Raw genomic sequence first — 18,106 nt, 5'->3', positions numbered from 1 at the left:
CGACAGCGCCGCACCCGATGAAGCTCGCCCTGCGCCCCTGGCTTGTCCTGGTCCATCGCTGGGCGGGCCTCACGCTTGCCGGTTTCCTGGCGCTGGCGGGGCTCACGGGAGCGCTGCTGGTGTGGTACGAGGAACTGGATGCCTGGGCCAGCCCGCACCTCTTGCGCGCTGTGCCACCTACGCCGCAGGCGCCCATGCTGGACCCCCTGGACCTGCGCCACAAGGTACAGGCCCAGTACCCCGGCGCATACGCTGCGGTGGCCCCGCTTCACCTGACGCCCGGCCACGCTGCCATGGTGCGCCTGTTCGGGTTGCCGGGCTCGGCGGGCCAACTGCAAGAGCCACCCAATGACCAGGTCTTCGTGAACCCGTACACCGGCGAGGTGCTCGGCGAGCGCAAGTGGGGCGACATCACCCAGGGCATGAAGAACCTCGTGCCCTTCATCTACCGCCTGCACTATTCGCTGGCGCTGGACAAGGCCGGGGAAACATTGCTGGGCATCGTGGCCCTGCTCTGGACGGTGGACTGCTTCGCGGGAGCGTGGCTCACCCTACCAGCGCCGAAGCGCAATCGCTTGTCACGCCATGCCACTCCGTGGCTGCTGCGCTGGCGGCCGTCGTGGCAGCTGCGCGTGGGCCAGGGCACCTACAAGCTCAATTTCGACCTGCACCGGGCCGGTGGCTTGTGGACCTGGGCCATGTTGTTCGTGCTGGCTTGGAGCAGCGTGGCCTTCAACCTGCACCAAGAGGTCTATGACCCGCTGATGAGCACCTTGTTCGACCATCAGCGCGACGAGCAGGGCCAGGCGAAGGCCTCAAGGCCGAATCTCGCGCCGGCGCTGGACTGGGCCGCTGCTCGCGAGGTCGGACAGCAGCTCATGGCTGAGCAGGCCGGTCTGCATGGATTCAGCGTCATGGGAGAGACATTGATGGTGCACGACCCGCGTCGCGGCCCGCATGGTATCTGGCGCTACCAGGTGCGCAGCAGCCGCGACATCCGCGACCGATGGGGCAGCACGCAGGTGATCTTCGATGCCGACACGGGCGAGCTACTTCACGTCTGGCTGCCGACGGGCGCTGCTGCCGGCGACACCATCCGCACCTGGTTGACCAGCCTGCACATGGCGGCGCTGTGGGGCATGCCGTTCCGGCTGTTAATGACCGGGATTGGTGTCGCTGTGGTCCTGTTGAGCATTACCGGATTAGTGATATGGGTGCGTAAACGTCAGGCGAGAGAAGCACGCTGACGCAAAGGTTGTTGTCGCGCCCATCTCCGCTCGTAGATACTGGCGATTTGAAGGCTAATGACCGTTGCACGCGTCGCTTGTCAGCGAGCGTCGAAGCTGCTGTTCCGCGTCAAGCTCCGTAAGCGGTTGGTCAAACCATCTTGACTGCGTTGGCGAAGTGAAGCCGGTATATTCCTGAGGCCAGCACTTGCTGGAATGCGCAAGGAGTTGGCATGCAGTCCAAGGACCATTGGGAACAGGTGTATTCGACGAAGGCCACCTCTGGTGTGAGCTGGTTTCAAAAGCATGCTCAGCAGTCCGTTCAGTTGATTCGTCAGACGGGCCTCTCTTGGGGCGCCGGAATCATCGACGTCGGAGGCGGGGCCTCCACCCTCGTTGACGACCTGCTCGATGAGGGATATACGAACGTCACGGTTCTTGACTTGTCCGAGGCGGCATTGTCTGCGTCCAAATTGCGCCTGGACCAGCGCGCTGACGGCGTCTCCTGGCTGGTGGGTGACATCACCCGTGTGGAGCTCCCGCGTCATGCCTATGACGTTTGGCACGACAGAGCGGTTTTTCATTTCCTCACTTCCAAAGCGGAACGGGAAGCCTACGTTCAGGCGGTCCTGCGCGCAGTCAAGCCTGGGGGGTACGTCATCGTGGCGACGTTTGCAGAGGACGGGCCTGACAAATGCAGCGGCTTGCCGGTCATGCGGTATGGCCCCGATGGGTTGCATGCAGAGTTCGGTGCCCCGTTCACGCTTTTGCAGCAGGAGCGCGAGGAGCACCACACGCCGTTTGGCACGGTTCAGAAGTTCATCTACTGCCTGTGCCGCAAGGAGCCCAACTGACTTTTGCCTTCCTGCGTGGCCATCCTGACCGCCTTCTGAAACAAGCTCTTGACGGCCGCAGCTTGCCGATGAGCGCGAACAATGGGCAGGAGAACTCACGCAAGCAATGATCCTGCTATGGCCCCCAGGACGACGACGAAAAAGGCGAGACGCGGCCGTAGACCAGCAGTCCAAATGCCGCCTTTTGATTTCCACGCAGAAGTGACCCGAAAGTGGTGCGAAGACGTGAGCAAAACAGCTGCCACTGAATCGCCCCGGTTTTGCGGAGGCTCAACACTCTGAGAGGATTGAGCCATGAAGAAGACAAACAAGTTCTCGCCTGAGGTGCGTGAGCGTGCAGTGAGGATGGTGCGGGAGCAGCGCGGGGAATACCCATCGCTGTGGGCCGCCATCGAATCCATCGCCCCCAAGATTGCCAGTCAAAACGATGGTGAACTGCGCCATGGTTCGGTTTGCATTTGCCGCGAACTCGACGGTGCCACATCGCAATGCCTATGGAAGCGCATGCGCTGGTTGCCTGGGTGCAGCGTCATATGGAGCTAAGGGCCTCCATCCCAAAAGCGGCTAACGATCCTCGTTCGACGTCCTTGAGCAACACTGCGGTCGTATATCGGGCATCTGAGGTGGACTCTGGGGTGTTCCGTGCCAGCATGGAATCAGCGGGACTGTCGCTCCAATCAGTTTGTGGACAAGGAAAGAAAAGGGAGTCCGCCCGCTAGGGTCTGAAAACGAGCGCAGTCTTAGCTCAGGCACTACAGTGGCCTGGTTTAAAGGTATTCGTGCAGAGCATCCTTAGTTTTCCGCGCGGCGGCGCAGTCCCGCAACCGACATCACCAAGGCCAGCGATAGCAAGCCCCACAGGGACAGTGTGGGCACGGGATGTACGTCGCCGGGGCCAGGGCCTGCACCGGCCCGGGGCGTAACCCCGGCCGTTGGCGGCGCAGAGCTGCTGCCGCCCTGCGCGTTAGCTGTCACGGTGAAGGTGTAGGCCCTGCCATTGGTGAGCCCCGTGACGGTGCAGCTTGTGGCGGGGTGCAGTACGGTACAGCTTGCCCCGCCCGGCTGCGCGGTGACGGTGTAGCTCGCGGGCGTGGCTCCGCCGGCTGGGTGCTGCCAGGCGATGGTGACCTGCGCACTGCCCGGCGTGGCCGTCACTCCGGTGGGCGCGCCAGGTGCTGCCGTCATTGCGCGCAGTTCGAATGTGTAGGCGGTGGAACCTATTGCGTTGCTGAATACACGTGCCTGGTACAGGCCTGGGAGCAAGTTGGTGGGCAGCGGCCGCGACGTGTAGCCGTTGTCGTTGGACAGCAGCGCATCCAGCCACACAGCCGAGCCCCCTTCCATGCGCTGCAGGCGAACCTGAGGCAGGTTGCTGGCGGCCTGCTGTGAGCCTCCGCTCGCAGCTTCCCCATCGCCGGTGAACCTGGTGCCGATGAGTTGCAGCGGCGCGCCGGGGTCTTGCAGGGTGAAGTTGTTGGTGATGATGGGGCGCGGGCGCGCGGTGGGCTGGATGTCGATCAACAGCGGCTGGTCTGGGTTTCCAGCGCCGGGCGCATACCCGCCAACCAGTAGCACCCTGCCATCTGCCAGCAGCAGAGCCTCGTGGCCATTTCGGCCCTGTGCGAGGGTTTGAACGATGCTCCACCTGCTGAGGACAGGGTCGAAAACCTCGATGCGTCGCACCTCAGAAAAGCCGCCCCAACCTCCCACCATCATCACCCGGCCGTCCGGCAGCAGGGTGGCCGTCGCGCTGGAGCGCGCTTCAGCCATGGTGGAGACGCTGTTCCAGGCTCCACTATCTGGGTCGTAAATTTCCGCGCTGGTCAAGATCTGGGTGCTGTTGCTATTCCACCCACCCGCGACGAGCACCCGCCCGCCCGGCAGCAGGGTGGCGGTATGTCTGCCGCGCGCCTGGTTCAGGCTTGGGCCGTTGGTCCAGGTATTGGTGGCCGGGTTGTAGAAGGTGGTGCTGGCAACATGGTTGCCACCAGCGCTGCCGCCCACCACCATCACGCGCCCGTCTGGCATGAGCGTGGCGGTATGGCTGCTGCGCGGCTGAGGCAGGGGTGCTGCCGCCAGCCACAGGCCCCCAACCGGGTGGTAGATCTCCGCGTGGGCCAGCGGTGCGCCGTTGATCTGCGCGGTGCCGCCCACCACCAGCACGCTGCCACCGGGCAGCTGCGTGGCCGTGTGCATGAGGCGGGCCTGCGCCATCGGTAGCGTGGCGCTCCAGGTGTTGGCGACAGGGTCGAAGACTTCGGCGCTGGCGTGAGCCTCTGTGTTGCCCGCGCCTCCCGCCATCAGCACTCTGCCATCGTTCAGCAGAGTCTGTGTCTGATGACGCCTGAAGGCCACGGAGGGAGTCCCTGCACTCACCCAGTCGTCTGTTGTTGGGCGGTAGCGCATAGGCAGTGCGTGTCCGCCGCCATAGACACTCCCGCCCGCCACAAGTACCGAGCCATCGGCCAGCACGGTGGCGGTGAACTCGGCGGTTGCGGTGCGCGGCGCAGTCGGCACGGTGGATATGGCGGCCGTGGGGGTGAAGATCTGGGGGCTGGTGAGTGTACCCCCGGCACCGCGGCCGCCCACGGTCAGCACCTGGCCGGTGGGTAGCAGCGTGGCCGTGTGCCACTCGCGCGCAGGGATCAGGTTGCCCCCGGGCGCCACGGTGCCGTCGGCGGGGTTGAAGAAAGCGCTGCTTGCGACCAGCACGCCGGCGCTGGCGCGGCCACCACCTAGCAGAACGCGCCCGTCAGTCTGCAGCGTGGCACTGTGCCGGGTGCGCTGGCCGATGCTGGCGGCGGCGGTCCAGCTATTGGTCGTGGGGTCATAAAGCCAGGTCGGGCCGTTGAACACCGTACCGTCTTCCTGCTCGCCTCCCGCCACATACACCCGGCCATCGGGCAAAAGGGTTGCGGTGTGGAACATGCGCCGCTCAGCCAGGGGCAGGGCGGCAGCAGGCGTCCAGGTGTTAGCGGCCGGGTCATAGATGGACGCATTCGCCGTGGCAATTTCGCCGTTGTCCATGCCGGCGACGACCAGTACGCGCCCGTCTTGCAATAGCGTGGCCGTGTGGTGACGCGCACCCTGGCCCGGCATCTGGTCCGCGCTGCTCCACGTGCGGCTAGCAGGGTCATAGATCTCTGCGGAACGCAGCGCCGCCTGACCCGCACCGCCTCGGCCGCCCACGATCAGCACGCGGCCGTCGCGCAGCACCGTGGCGGTGTGATGGCGGCGGGCCACCGCCAGATCAGGCGCTGGCGTGAAGGCGTCGTCCACGGGGTCGTAGGTTGCGGCGCTGCGCAATGGAGTGCCCGTGGCACTGGTGCCGCCAGCAATCAGTACGGTGCCATTGCGCAGCAGCGTGCCGGTGTGCCCCAGGCGGGGCTGGGGCAGCGGCGCGGCGGCGGTCCATTGGCCGGTGCCGCCGTTGTGGCGCAGGGTGGTCGCCAGCGCGCCGGTGCCGTCGTCGCCACCAGCCACCAAAACGCCGCCGCCGGGTAGCGGGGTGGCTGTGTGCTGGAAGCGCGCGCCGTTGAAGTCAGGGCCTGGCAACCATTGGGCTTGCGCGGCAGAAGCTAGGAGGTACAGCGCGCTGATGCACAGCAGGTGCCGCAGGCTGGGGGCGAGGGTGAGCATGGGAGGTGATTCCCTTCAAAAATTGAAGAAAAATGAGGGCTGCAACGCTTCTGGATAGGGCGCTGGCAGCTCCTAAAAATTGAGTGATGGAGCGACAGGCAAAAAAGGAGGAGGGCGCCAGGCCCTCGCGTCACAGAACTGGGGTGCGCTTCAAGGCACCTGCACCACAACTGGGGCCGACAGCGGTCCCTCGTTGCCTGCGGCGTCCAGCATGGCCACCTGGTAGCTGTGGCTGCCGCCGCGCGGCGCGCTGGTGTCGGTGTAGGTCGTGCCCGAGGCCACGGTGCCAATGGCCACGCCGTTGCGGTACACACGGTAGCCCGCAGCGCTGGCGGCGATGAAGGACTGCTTGACGGCCTGCATCTGCGGGTTGGCGTTCTGCCGCGGCAGGTAGCCGTAGTTCACCGTCCATACCAGCGTGCCACCCAGGCCCTGCTCGTGCACCCATTGCCCCTTGGCGGCGATGGAGTGCTCGTCCTCGTAGCTCAGGTAGGTCACGGGAGTGTCGCCGGAGCGCCACCAGGGCTGGGTGTACGTGATGTAGCTCTGCTTGGCCACCTCGTCCCAATGGCGGGTGGCGCCTGGCTGGCCGAAGGCGTTGTCCTCCACGAGGCGCTGGTAGAAGTTCATCCAGTCACCGTTGTTCATCCAGCCCTGCATGCCTTGCAGGCTCTGGCGCGGGCCGGTGACGGGATTGTTGTAGTACGCGCCATACAAACCGATGCCGATGCCCAGCTTGGAGCGTGGCACGCCCGCATCCAGGTAGGCCTGCACGGTCGATTCAATCGATGTGGGGTGCAGGTCGCCCGCGCCGAACAGCGGCGAGTGGTGCCATGACAGCCAGCCCCAGTCGCCCGCCATGCTGTAGGTCATCAGGTTGAACTGGTCCACGGCGGCGGCGACTTCGGCATGCCAGGACGTGACGTCGGGTTGGTTCTTGTTTACCCAGAAGCCGGGCCAGCTCAACACCAACGGAGTGGCTTGGTAGCGGGGGCGCTGCGCGGACGCGGCGCGCAGTTCGCGCAGGAGACCCAGGGCCTGGGCGCGGCCTTCCGGGGTGTCCAGGTTCTCTTCCCAGTCGATGTCCACTCCGTCATAGTTCTTCTGCACAGCCTTGTCCAGGATGTTCTGGATGAAGCGCGCGCGCACCGTGGGGTTGGCGGTGGCGGCCAGAAAGCCGGGGCCATCGTTTTCCCCGCCGATCATCATCATTGCCTTCACGCCTGCCGTGTGGGCCTTGGCGATGAGGGCGTCTTCAACCTCGATGTGCGCGTTGCCCGCGCCTTCCAGTAGATCGCCTGCGCGCCCTCCAGGCAGCGAGCCCAGTGCGGGCGCATAGCGGCCGAAGATGAAGTGCGTCATGGTGCTCATGTCCACGGCATCGGGCGGATACATCGTCCAGTACCAGCCTGCGTAGTAGCCGGTCACCCATTTGCCGCTCTGTGTGACGGGGTTCCAGCCAAGGCGCACACCCTGGGGTGTGGCCGTGCCGTTCAGCCCGCCGACTGGGGGCAGGGGGTTGGCTGCATCCACCGCGACTTGGGTCGTGGCGGTGGCCGTCTGCCCTGTGCCGTTGCTGCAGGCAAGGGTGTACGACGTGCTGGCCGCAGGGCGCACCACTTCTTCGCCTTCGGGCGCAAACGAGCCGCTCCAGCCTCCCGAAGCCGTGCAGGATACAGCGTTGGTAGCCTGCCAGGACAGCCGGGTGCTGTCGCCCACCAATACGCGCGATGGCGTGGCGCCGAAACGGGCAATGGCTGGCGGCGCGGGTGGCGGACCGTCGCGCACGGTGACGGTGGTCGATGCGCTGACGGTGTTGCCCTCTGCGCTGCGGCAGGTCAGACCGTAGGTGGTGGAGGCCTGCGGGCGCACTGTAGCGCCACCGTTGGGGGCTTGCTCGCCGCTCCAGCCGCCCGTGGAGGTGCAGGCCACGGCATTGCCGGTGCTCCAGGTCAGGATGCTGGTGCCGCCAGCGTCCACGGTGGCAGGCTGGGCTGTGAAGGACTGGATCTGCGGGGGGGCGGGCGGCGGAGGGGTTGACGCGTCCTCCTCGACCACCAGTTGGGCCAGGCCTTCGCCACCGGCTTCAAAATACTCCATGCGCACCGTATGGCGGCCCGCACTCAGCGGAACGCGCGCCTCGTCCATAGTGATGCCGTGCACCGTCCAGTTATCGATGACCTTGCGGTCATTGACGAAGACACGTACACCGTCATCGGTGAAGGTAATGAAGTGGGCGGTGCCGCCGTTGAATGGCAGCGTGGCTGTCCAGCGGGCAGAGAAGCCGTCCACCGGCAGATGTGCAGGGTTGGGGCTGCCTTCGGGTCCTACCCAGTAGTGGTCGATGGGGCTTTTCTCGCAGCGCTGCAGCGCGGGTGCGCCTGATAGCGTGATGTTCGGAAAGTACTCGGCCAGCCATTGGCCGCGGGGGCACTCGAGCGCGTGGGCGCCCCCGCCGAGCAGTAGGAGGGATGCGGCTAGCGCGCGCAACGCCGCGCCGGCGCGGCGGGCGCTCTTGTGTGTCAGGTGCATGAGAAAAACTCCTCTTCAGTGTTGTTGTTTGGAAAGAAACATGGGCAAGAACGGGCGAATGCAGACGGAGTGCGCTACGTCCGAGGTGTGACAGCGGGCGTGGGCGGGGAGAAGAAACATGTCTCCGGGCCGTCACTTGCCGCCTCTCTTCTGGCGTGTGCGCATTACCTCGACATTGGCGCGCTGCTCGGGCGTCAGGCCTTGCGCCGGTTTGGCGCCGGGCGCTTTCTCCACGGCGAGCACCATGCCGGCGTGTAGCGCAGCCAGCGCGGCGGCGGCGTATTCGCGGCTGTTGAGTCCGTGGCGCGCCAGGGCAGCGCGAACCTGGGGGTGGGCGTCGAGCTTGCGGGCGATGTCATCCACTGATTCGGCATCCACTTCGTCTTCATTGCCCTGCTTGTCGGGTGGCTGAGGTAGCTTTCGAAGTTCTGCAGCCGCCGCTTCCATGCGATCCAGCAGCGCGGGTGTGAGGCGCAGGCGCGCTGGGTCGGCGACACCTGCGGCCCAGGCGCTAGTGGTGGTTGCGAGCAAGGCCATCGCGGCGAGCGTGAGGATCGCCAGGGTGCGGGTCAGGGGTGGGTTCATGAGGTGCCTGCAAAGTCAGTTTTGATGCGGAAAGTTCCGCTTGCGCTTGATAGGAGGCCGGCAATAGCTATCAATTTCGATAGATATCAGGTGAGCACATGAGCCTGCCGTTAAGGTCCTGGCAAGGCTAGTAGCGCATCGCCTGCGCCGCCCTATCCCGATGGGGTAGTCGTGTGGTGGCAGGGCGCGCTACATTCGCGTTTTTGTGAAATAAGTCATGCCCCCGCCCCGTCGCAACACCCAAGCCGCCGCCCGCCTGCGGCAACTCGCCTGCCTGGATGTCACTGGGGCGCAAGCCATCTCGCCCGTGCTGGCTGAGCTACACCAGCTGATCGGGTTTGACGCGGGTTGCCTCATCCATCCCGGAGCGCAAGGCGAGATGGAGGTTTTCATGGAAAACCCCGTCCTGCAGGCGGCGATGCCCGACTACTTCGACCCCCGGATCCAGTACAGCGAGGCGAGGGTGATGCACCGCGGCGCGCGTCACTTCAGCGAGGCCCTGCGCTTGGAACGAGGCGTGCAGATGCTGCCGCAGATGGCCAAGGTGTCCGTGCCCGAGCTGGTACGCAGCGACTTTTTCAATGCGGTGCTGCGCCCCGGCGACGTAGGCGACGGGCTGAAGCTCCCGTTGCGTACGTCCGCGGGCCAAGGGGTGGGCATTCTGTGGCTGTTTCGCCGTGAGGCGGACCCGCGCTTCGCGCCTGAGGAGGCCGCCGCCTTGGGGCGGCTGGAACCCGTGCTGGCGCGCGCGCTGCAACCAAGCGAGGCCGATGCTGAGGACAACGATGTCTGCGGCCAGGGGCTGCTGGTCGTATCGCCCGAGGGGCGGCTGCAATGGGTGTCGCCCGAAGCGCAAACGCTGCTGGCCCTGGGCCTGGGTACGCGCTGGCGCGTGGGCCGAGGTGACTTGCCGGATGTGGTGCAGTTGCTGGTGCAGCGCCTGTTCTGGCCCGATGCGAGCGATGACGGACCGCTGCCCGAGGTGACTTTGCGCACGGCAAACGGCGCTTTCTCCTTGCGTGCCACGCGCCTAGCAGGAGTGGCAGGCGCAGGCGAGGCCGCCGCCATCCACATCACCCACCGGGTGCCGCGCGGCATTCAGCTGCTGGCACGGCTGCGCACCGTGGGGCTGCCCCGGCGCCAGGCGGAATTGGCGTACTGGATCGCGCGCGGGGTGCAGGAATCACAGATCGCCCAGCGTATGGGTGTGAGTGTCAACACGGTGGTTTACCACCGCCGCCATCTCTACGCGGCGCTGGGTGTGCAGAGTCGGCAGGGGCTGGTCGACCGGCTGCTGCCACCCTCAACTACCCCCTAGGGGTAGGTCGTGGTGCGCGGGGGCGCACTAGATTTGGCGCCTTTGCTCATAGCACCGACCCCCGCCATGCCCAAGCACCGCCAAGCGATGAATGCCGTTGCCCACCTGCGCCACCTAGCGCGTCTGGACACCAACGGTCCGGAGTTGATCGGGTCCGTACTCGAATTGCTGCACACGCTCATCGGTTTTGACTCCAGCGGCTACTTTTACACCGGCTCCGACGGCGACCTTGGAGTCCACATGGAGCATGCCGACGTGCTGGCAGCAGTGCCCGACCATTTTGATCCGCGCATCCTGCGCAGTGAGCGCGAGGTGTTCCATAACGTGCTGCAGAACGCCAGCGACATCACGCGGCATCGACTCGGTCCGCAGACGCTCACGCAGATGCTGGCCGTGCCCTACGGGGGGCTTTTACGCAGCGATTACTACAACGTGGTGATGCGGCCTGCAGGTGTGGGGGACTGGCTGAGCCTGGCGCTGCGCACCCCTGAGAGTCGGGGCGTGGGCATCCTGTTTCTATTTCGCCCGCCAGGGGCTGCGCCGTTTCGGCCTGACGAAGCGGCCATGCTGGCACGTCTGGAGCCAAGCCTAGCGCGGGTGCTGCAGCCCTGCGATTTGGAGGAGGGCGACAGCGAGGCATGCGGCCAAGGTGTACTCGCGGTATCCTCCATCGGGAGTCTTCTTTGGACTTCCGAACAAGCCGATGTGCTGCTCGCAAAGGCCTTTGGCTGGCGCTGGCGGCAAGACCATGCGCGCGATGGCCCCTTGCCCCTGCCGCTGCAACTGTTGATGCAGCGCCTGCAGTGGCGTGCGCCGGATGCCACCAGGCACTCAGGAGTACTCTGGCCGCAGATGGAGGTGCGCAACGCCCACGGCCGGTTCGTACTGCAGGCAATCCCACTCAACAGTGCGGAGGGTGCGGGCCAGGCGGTAGCCATCCACATCACTCAACGTGTGGCGCGCAGCGCACTGCTGCTCGCCGACCTGCGTGCCAAAGGACTGCCACAGCGCCAGCACGAACTGGCCTATTGGCTGGCACGTGGCCTGCCCGAGTCGCAGGTCGCTGCCCGCATGGGCATCAGCGTCAATACGGTGGTGTACCACCGGCGCCAGCTTTACGCGCGCATGGGGGTGGCTAGCCGTGCGGATCTGATGGCGCAACTACGAATCCCCTGAGCGGTGACCCGCGCGGTATTGCGCTGGATGTGCGGCATTGTCGGCGCGGTCTCTACGCGCAACATCGTTCCCATCCTCGTCCAGGGCCGCAGCGGCTTCAATAAGCCCGGAAATTTGGCGAATAGTGTCACGGTGGAGTGACACGCTGGGCGGGGTGATAACTTGTGACGCCAAAAATAGTGCGGCGGATGTGAATACAGTTCTCTGGGGGAATTCTGCATTGTGAAATACAAGGCGCCTCATCTGAGGGACTTTTGTCGCAGGAACCCAAAGGTGTGGGCGGTGCAGTGGGCTGCTTTAGGCTGATAGCAGTCCTCGATGTTCAGCCGTTCACTGACTGCATATGTTCATACCGGACATTGGCAACTGTCGGGGAACAATTCCATGCCACTGCATCCTTGGTACCTGCGTACAGGCTATCAGGCAGCTAGATATTCCCTCTTCATGGACTGAACCAGGTCGGCAGTAGTCGGTAAGGATGTCACCCCCGACACCGAATGCCCTGCACTCCATAGATCCGACCACCGTTGAATGACTGGTCCTTCAGATCCTCCTCCGAATTTCTTGCGCGCCTCCTGAACGGACACTGTCTCGTCCAACGCTTCCGGGTCGAGCCCCACGCGGACGATGGACGGCTTCAGGAAGTTGGCGGGCAACCCGGTGAAGGCGCGCGTGGCGAGCACATCGTCCATGGAGCTTTCCAGAAGCATCTCTTTGTAGTCCGCAGTCGCCATGCTTTCCTGGGTGGCGATGAATCGCGTGCCCACGCACCCCAGGTCGCAGCCCAGCACCGTGGCTGCGCGCAGCGCCACGCCGTCCGAGAGCCCCCCCGACAGCACGATAGGGCCATCGAACATCTGGCGCACAGCGCGCACGAAGGCGAACGGGTTGGCCCAACCGGTGTGTCCGCCTGCGCCGGACGACAGCAGCACAAGGCCATCGACACCCGCCTCCAGCGCGCGCTCCGCGTGGTGGAGCGAGGCCACATCGGCAAACACGAGGCAGCCGCCGTCACGCAAGGCCGGAATCACCGAAGCGGGCGACCCCACACTGGTGATCACCAGCTCCGCGCCGTGGCGCACGATCAAGTCCACTTCGGCCTTGAGGCGTGCTGGGTCGCGCCGCATGATGAGGTTGGGGCAATAGGGCGCCCGGCCCGGTTGTTCTTCGGCCTCTCGCTGCAGCCGCTGCAGCCAAGCGGAAAAATCGTCCAGAGACGTGCAATTGGCCGTGGGAAACGCACCGATGACACCGGCCGCGCACGCGGCCGAGACCAGCTCGATGCCAGAGACACGCAGCATGGGGGCCGCGATAGCGGGCACCACCAGGCGATCCATGAAAGGCAGTCGGTTCATTCTTGTTCCATTCCGTTCTGTGAATGCGTTGCGTGAAGGGCAGCTATGGCCTGCGCCGCTTCGTCCACCATGCAGTTGACGATGGCCCGCAGCGGCTCGATGCGTTTTGCGAATGCGATGGATGGTCCCAGCGAGACCATGCCATGGCGCCATTCACCCTCGGCGTAGCAGCGGTCGCGCGCAACCGTTCCGCTGATGAGGTCGCCGAACGCAGCGTGTTCCGTGGCACCTGCCTGCTCGATGGCCTGAACCTGGCGCGCGGTGTCGTTCAGCAGCACGCGCCAAGTTGTGCCTAGCGACTGCAGTAGCCGCACCGTGGAGTGCTCGTCGCAGGTCAGCAGATGCTCCTTGTAGCGGGGGTGCGCCTGGATTTCCTCGCACACCAAAAAGCGGCTGCCGATGAGCACGCCGTCCAGCCCCTGGGCAAGCACCGCAGCCAATTGCTTGCCCCGACCGATGCCACCGCCTAGCACCACCGGCACGCTGAACTGACCAAGAGCGAGCGCGCCCATGAGCATCGTAGGCAGCTCGTTCATGCCTGGGTGTCCGCCTTCCTCCATGCCGACCAGGGCAATGGCATCTGCGCCTGCACGCTCTGCAGAAAGCGCGTGGCGGATGCTGGAGGCTTTGTGAATCACGACGGCGTTGGCCTTGTGCAGCGCTTTGATGAGTTCCGCTGGCGCATGTCCTGCTGTCTCGAAGATCTTCACGCCATGCGCCAGGGCGGCATCCATCCAGCGCGGAACCATGGCGTTGGCCTCGGGCCGGTGCGAGAGCGTGAGGTTCACGCCAAACGGTTTGCCGTGGGTCAGCTCCGCACAAAGTGCGAGGGCGACCCGGAAATCCGCTTCGCAGGCATACGACCGGGGCGTGATAAAGCCCATGCAGCCTGCATTTACCAGCGCAGCCACATACCTGGCGTCGGACAGCCACATCAGGCCACCGCCCAGGATGGGGTGATCGATCCCCAGAAGCTGCGTAACGCGCGTGCGCAGAGCGGCGCCCATGGATCAGCCCCCCGCAGAACCCAGGGCGGGCGCTCCAGCCAGGTCGGTGTCGCCCATCCCCTCCATGGCCACGGGGAAGCGTACCCACGGCATGTCATCACCAGTGGCAAACTTGCCTCGCGAGGCGAAGTGCGCTTGGGACGACAGTTCGGCGGGATGCACCACGGGCGCAGCTGGAACGTCATAGCGGCACAGCAATTCGAAGGCTTCCTGCGATTCCAGAAGCTGCATGGCCTGCTCGATACGCAGATTGATCGCATCGGCCACCGCCTTGCGTACCTTGTGCGTTGCGTACTCCGGCCCATCGAAGGGCGCGAGCGGCAGGGCTGTGCACAAGCGCTTCCAGAAATGGTCTTCCAGCGCGGCAATAGACACGTAGCGCCCATCCTTGCACTGGAACGCGCCGTAGGCAGCCTTTACCAGCGTGGCCTCGCGCTGCGCTTCCACAGTGCGCGCACCTGCCGACCGGTAGGCGCCCAGCCGTGGGTTCATCCAGTGCAAGGCGCAATCGGCCAGCGCCACGTCCAGGTACTGCCCGCGGCCAGTGGCTTCGCGCTGGAACAGTGCGGCGAGGGTGGCGGACAGCGCGTACATGGTCCCGCACAGGTCGGCCACTGGTAGCCCAAAGCTCTGCGCGGGAGCACCATTGGGCTGGCCGGAGACGGCCAGCACGCCAGCGGCGGCCAGGTAGTTGATGTCATGCCCCGGCAGATTGGCCCACGGTCCTGTCTGGCCGTAGCCACTGAGGGATACATAGATGAGGCGCGGATAGGCCCGGCAGAGTGCAGCGGCGTCCAGGCCCAGGCGCGCCATCACGCCTGGGCGGTAGGACTCGACCACGATGTCGGCCGAAGCGATCAAATCGCGAACTAGGGCGCGCTGGGTTTCGTCTTTGAGATCCACCAGCAGGCTTTGCTTGCCCCGGTTCACGGCCTCGAAAGCGCCCTGGCCCAGGTGCCTAGCGTTGTCGCCATGCGGCGGGCGTTCGATCTTCATGATGCGGGCGCCCATCTCCGCCAGGTTCTGCGTGAGGAAGGGACCTGGCAGCAGTTCACTGAAATCCACCACCGTGATGCCCTGCAGCGGTGGTCGGGCTGCTGTGCCCATCATGCGGACGCTCCTGCGGAGGTTCTTTCGATGATGACGGCGTCCAGTGGCAGCACACCTTCGCCTTCTGCACCAATCCACACAGGGTTGAGGTCCATTTCCTCAATGCGGCCTACGTTTTGCGTCACGAAGTCAGAGATGCTCAGCAACAGCGTCTGCAGCGCTGCCAGGTCCGCTGGTGGGCGGCCGCGTGCGCCTTCGAGCAGGGGAAAACACCGCATCTCACGGACCATGGCGGCAGCCTCGCTGACGCAAAGCGGCAGCATGCGGCGTGTGACGTCGCGCAGGATCTCCACGTAGATGCCTCCCAGGCCGAAAGTCATCACATGGCCGAACACGGGGTCTCGCGTGACGCCGACCATCAACTCCAGGCCACCGCGCGGCGCCATCTTCTCGATCAGCAGACCGTCGATATGTGCGTCGGGCCGGTGGTGCTTCGCCGCCGTCATGATGTCCTCCCAGGCTTGACGCAGTTCGTCGGCGTTTTGCAGCCCTACCACTACGCCGCCGATGTCGGACTTGTGCACGATCTGCTCGCTCGCAATCTTGGCCACCACGGGGTAGCCCATGGCGTTGGCCGCCGCGACGGCCTCCTCCATGGTAGGCGCCAGTGCGTTGGGCAGCAGAGGGATGCCTGCTGCCAGCAACTGGGACTTCGCTTCGGCCTCGGACAGGCTGCGCGTGGCAGTGGCGGGCGCAAGCGCCGCCACAGGGTTCAACGGCGTATGCGTACCGCGAGCGCGTTTCCAGCGGCCGTATTCAATCCAGCGTTGGATCGCCTTGATGGCCTTACCCACCGACCGTGGCGGTGCAAACCCGCCTTCGACCAGCATTCGATAGCCCTCGCCCATCCGGTCACTCATCCAGATGGGAATGATGGGGGTAGCACAACCCTTCTGCGCCGCGATGATGGTGCGCGCCAGCTGGATCGTGGTGTCACCATAGTCCAGCGCGATCGGAACGATCACGCAGCCCAGGTTGGGGTCCACCGCCACTGCGCTCAGCGATTTTTCGATCAGCGCAGCATCGCTCAGCACGGCGGCGGTGGTGTCCACCGGGTTGTCCAGCGCAGCGTAAGCGGGAAGCAGATCTGCAAGGGACTGCCGCGTGTGCGCGGCAAACTGCGCGAGGGTCAGGCCTGCGGTGCCCACGGCATCCGCCGTCAAGGCCGCGGTGCCGCCCGACGAGGTGTAGATGGCCACTCCTTCGCTGGGCGCCGGCTCGCCACGTGCGAACAGCCAGGCTGTATCGACCAGCTCGTCAATGTCATCCACCTCGATCACACCGCACTGCTTGAACACAGCGCTGTTTACCTCGGCCGATCCTGTCAGGGATGCGGTGTGGGACTGCGCCGCCTTCTGCCCGTATTCCGACTTGCCCACCTTGAGTGCGATCACGGGCTTGCCATTGGCAGCCGCACGGTTCACGGCGGCCACGAACTTCGCACCGTCCTTGATGCCCTCTAGCAAGGTCACGATCACCTTGATGTCGGGTGCATCGGCCATGTAGTGGATGAAGTCGGCCACCTGCAAGTCCACCTCGTTGCCTGTGGAGGCCCACAGGCCAATGCCGATGCCCCGGTCCATGGCCTGCATCACGTTGCGCCCCAGGCCGCCACCCTGAGTAGCCAATCCGATTGGACCCTTGACGAGGTCGTGCGGGAAGGAGGGCGAGAACGTCAGGCCCAGGCGGTGGTTGACGTTGGTGAGGCCCGGGCAGTTGGGGCCATACAGGCGCATGGCGCCCGCATCGGCAATCTCCTTGAGCCGCACCTGGGCGCGTTCGCCTTCTTCTCCGGCCTCGCCAAAGCCCGACGTCAGCACGATGGCAAACAGCACGCCCCGTGCCGCGCACTCTTCGGCCACGGCCAGTACGCCTGATGCGGGCACCACGATCACCGCCACGTCGGGCGTGGCGGGCAGCGACGCCACACTGGGCCAGCAGCGGTGCCCGCGAATCTCTGCCTTGGTCGGGTTGACGAGATAAATGTCTCCGTCGAACTCGGAATGATCCAGCAGATTGGTCAGCGTGCGCTCGCCAATGCTCTGCGGGCGGTCCGAGGCGCCCACAAGGGCAATTGAGCGCGGGCGGATCAGTCGTGAAAGGTCAGTCAATGTTGTCTCCTGGTCGTTATGGGTGCGGCGATGCCGAGGATCAGACAATCGCCGAGATACCCAGGATTTCGCGCCCGGCAATCAAGGTCTGCACTTCGGTGGTGCCTTCGGGAATCGTCCCGCCGCGCGTGTCGCGGAAGATGCGCTCGATGGGGTAGTCGGTGGCGTAGCCCAGGCCGCCGTGCACCTGCAGTGCCATGCTGGCGACTTCGTGTGCGGCCTCGGTGGCATAGAGCTTGGCAATCGAGCAAGCAGTGCGCGCATCGGCATTGGCGTCCAGTGCGGCGGCGGCGCGCAGGCTCAGTGCCCGGGCGGCTTCCACACGGATCGTCATGTCCACGATGAGCTTTTGCACCAGTTGGAAGCTGCCGATGGGCTTGCCGAACTGGGTGCGGGTTCGGGCGTAGTCAATGGACAGGTCGAGCGCCGCTTGCGCAGCGCCCACGGCACCCATGGCGATGTTGACGCGCGCGCCGTCCAGGCCCATGAGCATCTTCTTGAGCGCATTGCCTTCTTCGCCCAGCAGGTTCTCGCGTGGCACCTTGACATTGTCGAACGCCAGCTCCGCGGTGCCGGTGCTGCGCAACACCATGGTGTCAACATTGCGCACTTCATAAGGAGACACATCACGCTCCACCAGGAAGGTGGACAGCCCCCCCTGGCAATCGGGGCTGAACGTGCGGGCGACCACGATGCCGAAGTCGCCGAAGGCGCCGTTGGTGATCCACAGCTTGCGGCCGTTGAGCACGTAGTGGTCGCCCTGCAGGTCTGCGCGGGTCTGGACCTGGGCAATGTTCGAACCCGTGCCCGGCTCGCTGATGGCGTTGAACACCTTGCGTTCGGATGCCAGCAGGGGCTTCAGGAAGCGTTCGCGCTGTTCCTCGTTGGCCTCTGCGGCCAGCTTGTTGATGGCCGCGTTGGTGATGTTCACCATGGTTCGCAGCGACAGCCAGGTGTAGCCAGCTTCTTCCATGAGCATGGCCCAGGTCATCTGGTCCATGTCCATCCCGCCCAGGGCCTCGGGCAGGCGGCCACCGATGTATCCGAACTGGGACAGCTCTTTGAGGAGTTCGAAGGGGAAGGTCTTGTCGCGGTCGTGCTGGGCCACGCGGGGTGCGACCTCGCTTTTCATGAAGCGGCGCACGCTGTCGCGCAGCATTTCTTGTTCGGAACTCATCGTTGAATACATGGCT

Annotated in this window: 13 protein-coding genes; 5 read left to right on the top strand and 8 right to left on the bottom strand. The window is 65.0% G+C overall.

What is annotated here, in order from left to right; translation table 11 throughout:
* The first annotated feature begins 17 nt into the window (after nucleotides 1–17).
* The 3 genes from LPA35_RS06270 to LPA35_RS06260 all read left to right on the top strand — a co-directional run bounded on the left by LPA35_RS06270 (nucleotide 18) and on the right by LPA35_RS06260 (nucleotide 2,623).
* The gene (locus LPA35_RS06270) at nucleotides 18–1,247 is read left to right on the top strand and encodes a PepSY domain-containing protein (RefSeq protein ID WP_228895833.1); all 1,230 of its coding nucleotides are present in this window, start codon (nucleotides 18–20) and stop codon (nucleotides 1,245–1,247) included.
* A 212-nt stretch (nucleotides 1,248–1,459) separates the two neighbouring features.
* A complete protein-coding gene (locus LPA35_RS06265) occupies nucleotides 1,460–2,080 on the top strand; it encodes a class I SAM-dependent methyltransferase (RefSeq protein ID WP_228895831.1) in 621 nt (206 codons plus the stop codon).
* Between the two features lie 294 nt (nucleotides 2,081–2,374).
* Entirely contained in the window at nucleotides 2,375–2,623 is a 249-nt protein-coding gene (locus LPA35_RS06260) for a hypothetical protein (RefSeq protein WP_228895985.1), read from the top strand.
* 249 nt (nucleotides 2,624–2,872) lie between these two features.
* Here LPA35_RS06260 and LPA35_RS06255 read toward each other — a convergent pair whose 3' ends face one another.
* The 3 genes from LPA35_RS06255 to LPA35_RS06245 all read right to left on the bottom strand — a co-directional run bounded on the left by LPA35_RS06255 (nucleotide 2,873) and on the right by LPA35_RS06245 (nucleotide 8,836).
* Nucleotides 2,873–5,719, bottom strand: coding sequence for a kelch repeat-containing protein (locus LPA35_RS06255; protein ID WP_228895829.1), 2,847 nt, complete (start codon nucleotides 5,717–5,719; stop codon nucleotides 2,873–2,875).
* A gap of 150 nt (nucleotides 5,720–5,869) precedes the next feature.
* Nucleotides 5,870–8,251 (bottom strand): glycosyl hydrolase family 18 protein, encoded by a 2,382-nt coding sequence (locus LPA35_RS06250; protein ID WP_228895827.1) that lies wholly within the window; start codon nucleotides 8,249–8,251, stop codon nucleotides 5,870–5,872.
* A 132-nt stretch (nucleotides 8,252–8,383) separates the two neighbouring features.
* Nucleotides 8,384–8,836, bottom strand: a complete 453-nt coding sequence (locus tag LPA35_RS06245) for a hypothetical protein (RefSeq protein ID WP_228895826.1) — start codon at nucleotides 8,834–8,836, stop codon at nucleotides 8,384–8,386.
* A 217-nt stretch (nucleotides 8,837–9,053) separates the two neighbouring features.
* Between LPA35_RS06245 and LPA35_RS06240 the strand changes: the two genes are divergently transcribed.
* Entirely contained in the window at nucleotides 9,054–10,154 is a 1,101-nt protein-coding gene (locus tag LPA35_RS06240; RefSeq protein ID WP_228895824.1) for a helix-turn-helix transcriptional regulator, read from the top strand.
* An 87-nt stretch (nucleotides 10,155–10,241) separates the two neighbouring features.
* On the top strand, nucleotides 10,242–11,330 hold the full coding sequence (locus tag LPA35_RS06235; RefSeq protein WP_228895822.1) for a helix-turn-helix transcriptional regulator: 1,089 nt from the start codon (nucleotides 10,242–10,244) through the stop codon (nucleotides 11,328–11,330).
* Nucleotides 11,331–11,749: 419 nt separating this feature from the next.
* Here LPA35_RS06235 and LPA35_RS06230 read toward each other — a convergent pair whose 3' ends face one another.
* Genes LPA35_RS06230 through LPA35_RS06210 form a run of 5 tightly spaced genes read right to left on the bottom strand, consistent with a single transcriptional unit; the run spans nucleotide 11,750 to nucleotide 18,102 of the window.
* The gene (locus tag LPA35_RS06230; protein ID WP_228895820.1) at nucleotides 11,750–12,685 is read right to left on the bottom strand and encodes a nitronate monooxygenase family protein; all 936 of its coding nucleotides are present in this window, start codon (nucleotides 12,683–12,685) and stop codon (nucleotides 11,750–11,752) included.
* Nucleotides 12,682–13,692 (bottom strand): nitronate monooxygenase family protein, encoded by a 1,011-nt coding sequence (locus tag LPA35_RS06225; protein WP_228895818.1) that lies wholly within the window; start codon nucleotides 13,690–13,692, stop codon nucleotides 12,682–12,684. Before LPA35_RS06225 ends, LPA35_RS06230 begins: the two co-directional genes overlap by 4 nt.
* 3 nt (nucleotides 13,693–13,695) lie before the next feature.
* Nucleotides 13,696–14,802 carry a CaiB/BaiF CoA-transferase family protein gene (locus LPA35_RS06220; RefSeq protein ID WP_228895816.1) on the bottom strand — a complete coding sequence of 369 codons (1,107 nt, stop codon included), beginning with the start codon at nucleotides 14,800–14,802 and terminating at the stop codon, nucleotides 13,696–13,698.
* Nucleotides 14,799–16,913: an acetate--CoA ligase family protein gene (locus LPA35_RS06215; protein ID WP_228895814.1), complete on the bottom strand. Its 2,115-nt coding sequence runs from the start codon at nucleotides 16,911–16,913 to the stop codon at nucleotides 14,799–14,801. The genes LPA35_RS06220 and LPA35_RS06215 overlap by 4 nt, the downstream gene beginning before the upstream one ends.
* Before the next feature lie 40 nt (nucleotides 16,914–16,953).
* Nucleotides 16,954–18,102, bottom strand: a complete 1,149-nt coding sequence (locus LPA35_RS06210) for an acyl-CoA dehydrogenase family protein (protein WP_228895812.1) — start codon at nucleotides 18,100–18,102, stop codon at nucleotides 16,954–16,956.
* Nucleotides 18,103–18,106 lie beyond the last annotated feature (4 nt).

The organism is Acidovorax sp. Leaf73 (assembly GCF_916855635.1).
Taxonomy (GTDB): Bacteria; Pseudomonadota; Gammaproteobacteria; order Burkholderiales; family Burkholderiaceae_C; genus Acidovorax; species Acidovorax facilis.
The sequence above is the reverse complement of the archived record's forward strand: the minus strand, read 5'-3'. Positions and strand labels throughout refer to the sequence as shown.

What these genes read in the sequence shown, in the direction of transcription:
- LPA35_RS06270 (WP_228895833.1), top strand. Translation starts at nt 18, where the DNA reads ATGAAGCTCGCCCTGCGCCCCTGGCTTGTCCTGGTCCATCGCTGGGCG.
- LPA35_RS06265 (WP_228895831.1), top strand. Translation starts at nt 1,460, where the DNA reads ATGCAGTCCAAGGACCATTGGGAACAGGTGTATTCGACGAAGGCCACC.
- LPA35_RS06260 (WP_228895985.1), top strand. Translation starts at nt 2,375, where the DNA reads ATGAAGAAGACAAACAAGTTCTCGCCTGAGGTGCGTGAGCGTGCAGTG.
- LPA35_RS06255 (WP_228895829.1), bottom strand. Translation starts at nt 5,719, where the DNA reads ATGCTCACCCTCGCCCCCAGCCTGCGGCACCTGCTGTGCATCAGCGCG.
- LPA35_RS06250 (WP_228895827.1), bottom strand. Translation starts at nt 8,251, where the DNA reads ATGCACCTGACACACAAGAGCGCCCGCCGCGCCGGCGCGGCGTTGCGC.
- LPA35_RS06245 (WP_228895826.1), bottom strand. Translation starts at nt 8,836, where the DNA reads ATGAACCCACCCCTGACCCGCACCCTGGCGATCCTCACGCTCGCCGCG.
- LPA35_RS06240 (WP_228895824.1), top strand. Translation starts at nt 9,054, where the DNA reads ATGCCCCCGCCCCGTCGCAACACCCAAGCCGCCGCCCGCCTGCGGCAA.
- LPA35_RS06235 (WP_228895822.1), top strand. Translation starts at nt 10,242, where the DNA reads ATGAATGCCGTTGCCCACCTGCGCCACCTAGCGCGTCTGGACACCAAC.
- LPA35_RS06230 (WP_228895820.1), bottom strand. Translation starts at nt 12,685, where the DNA reads ATGAACCGACTGCCTTTCATGGATCGCCTGGTGGTGCCCGCTATCGCG.
- LPA35_RS06225 (WP_228895818.1), bottom strand. Translation starts at nt 13,692, where the DNA reads ATGGGCGCCGCTCTGCGCACGCGCGTTACGCAGCTTCTGGGGATCGAT.
- LPA35_RS06220 (WP_228895816.1), bottom strand. Translation starts at nt 14,802, where the DNA reads ATGATGGGCACAGCAGCCCGACCACCGCTGCAGGGCATCACGGTGGTG.
- LPA35_RS06210 (WP_228895812.1), bottom strand. Translation starts at nt 18,102, where the DNA reads ATGTATTCAACGATGAGTTCCGAACAAGAAATGCTGCGCGACAGCGTG.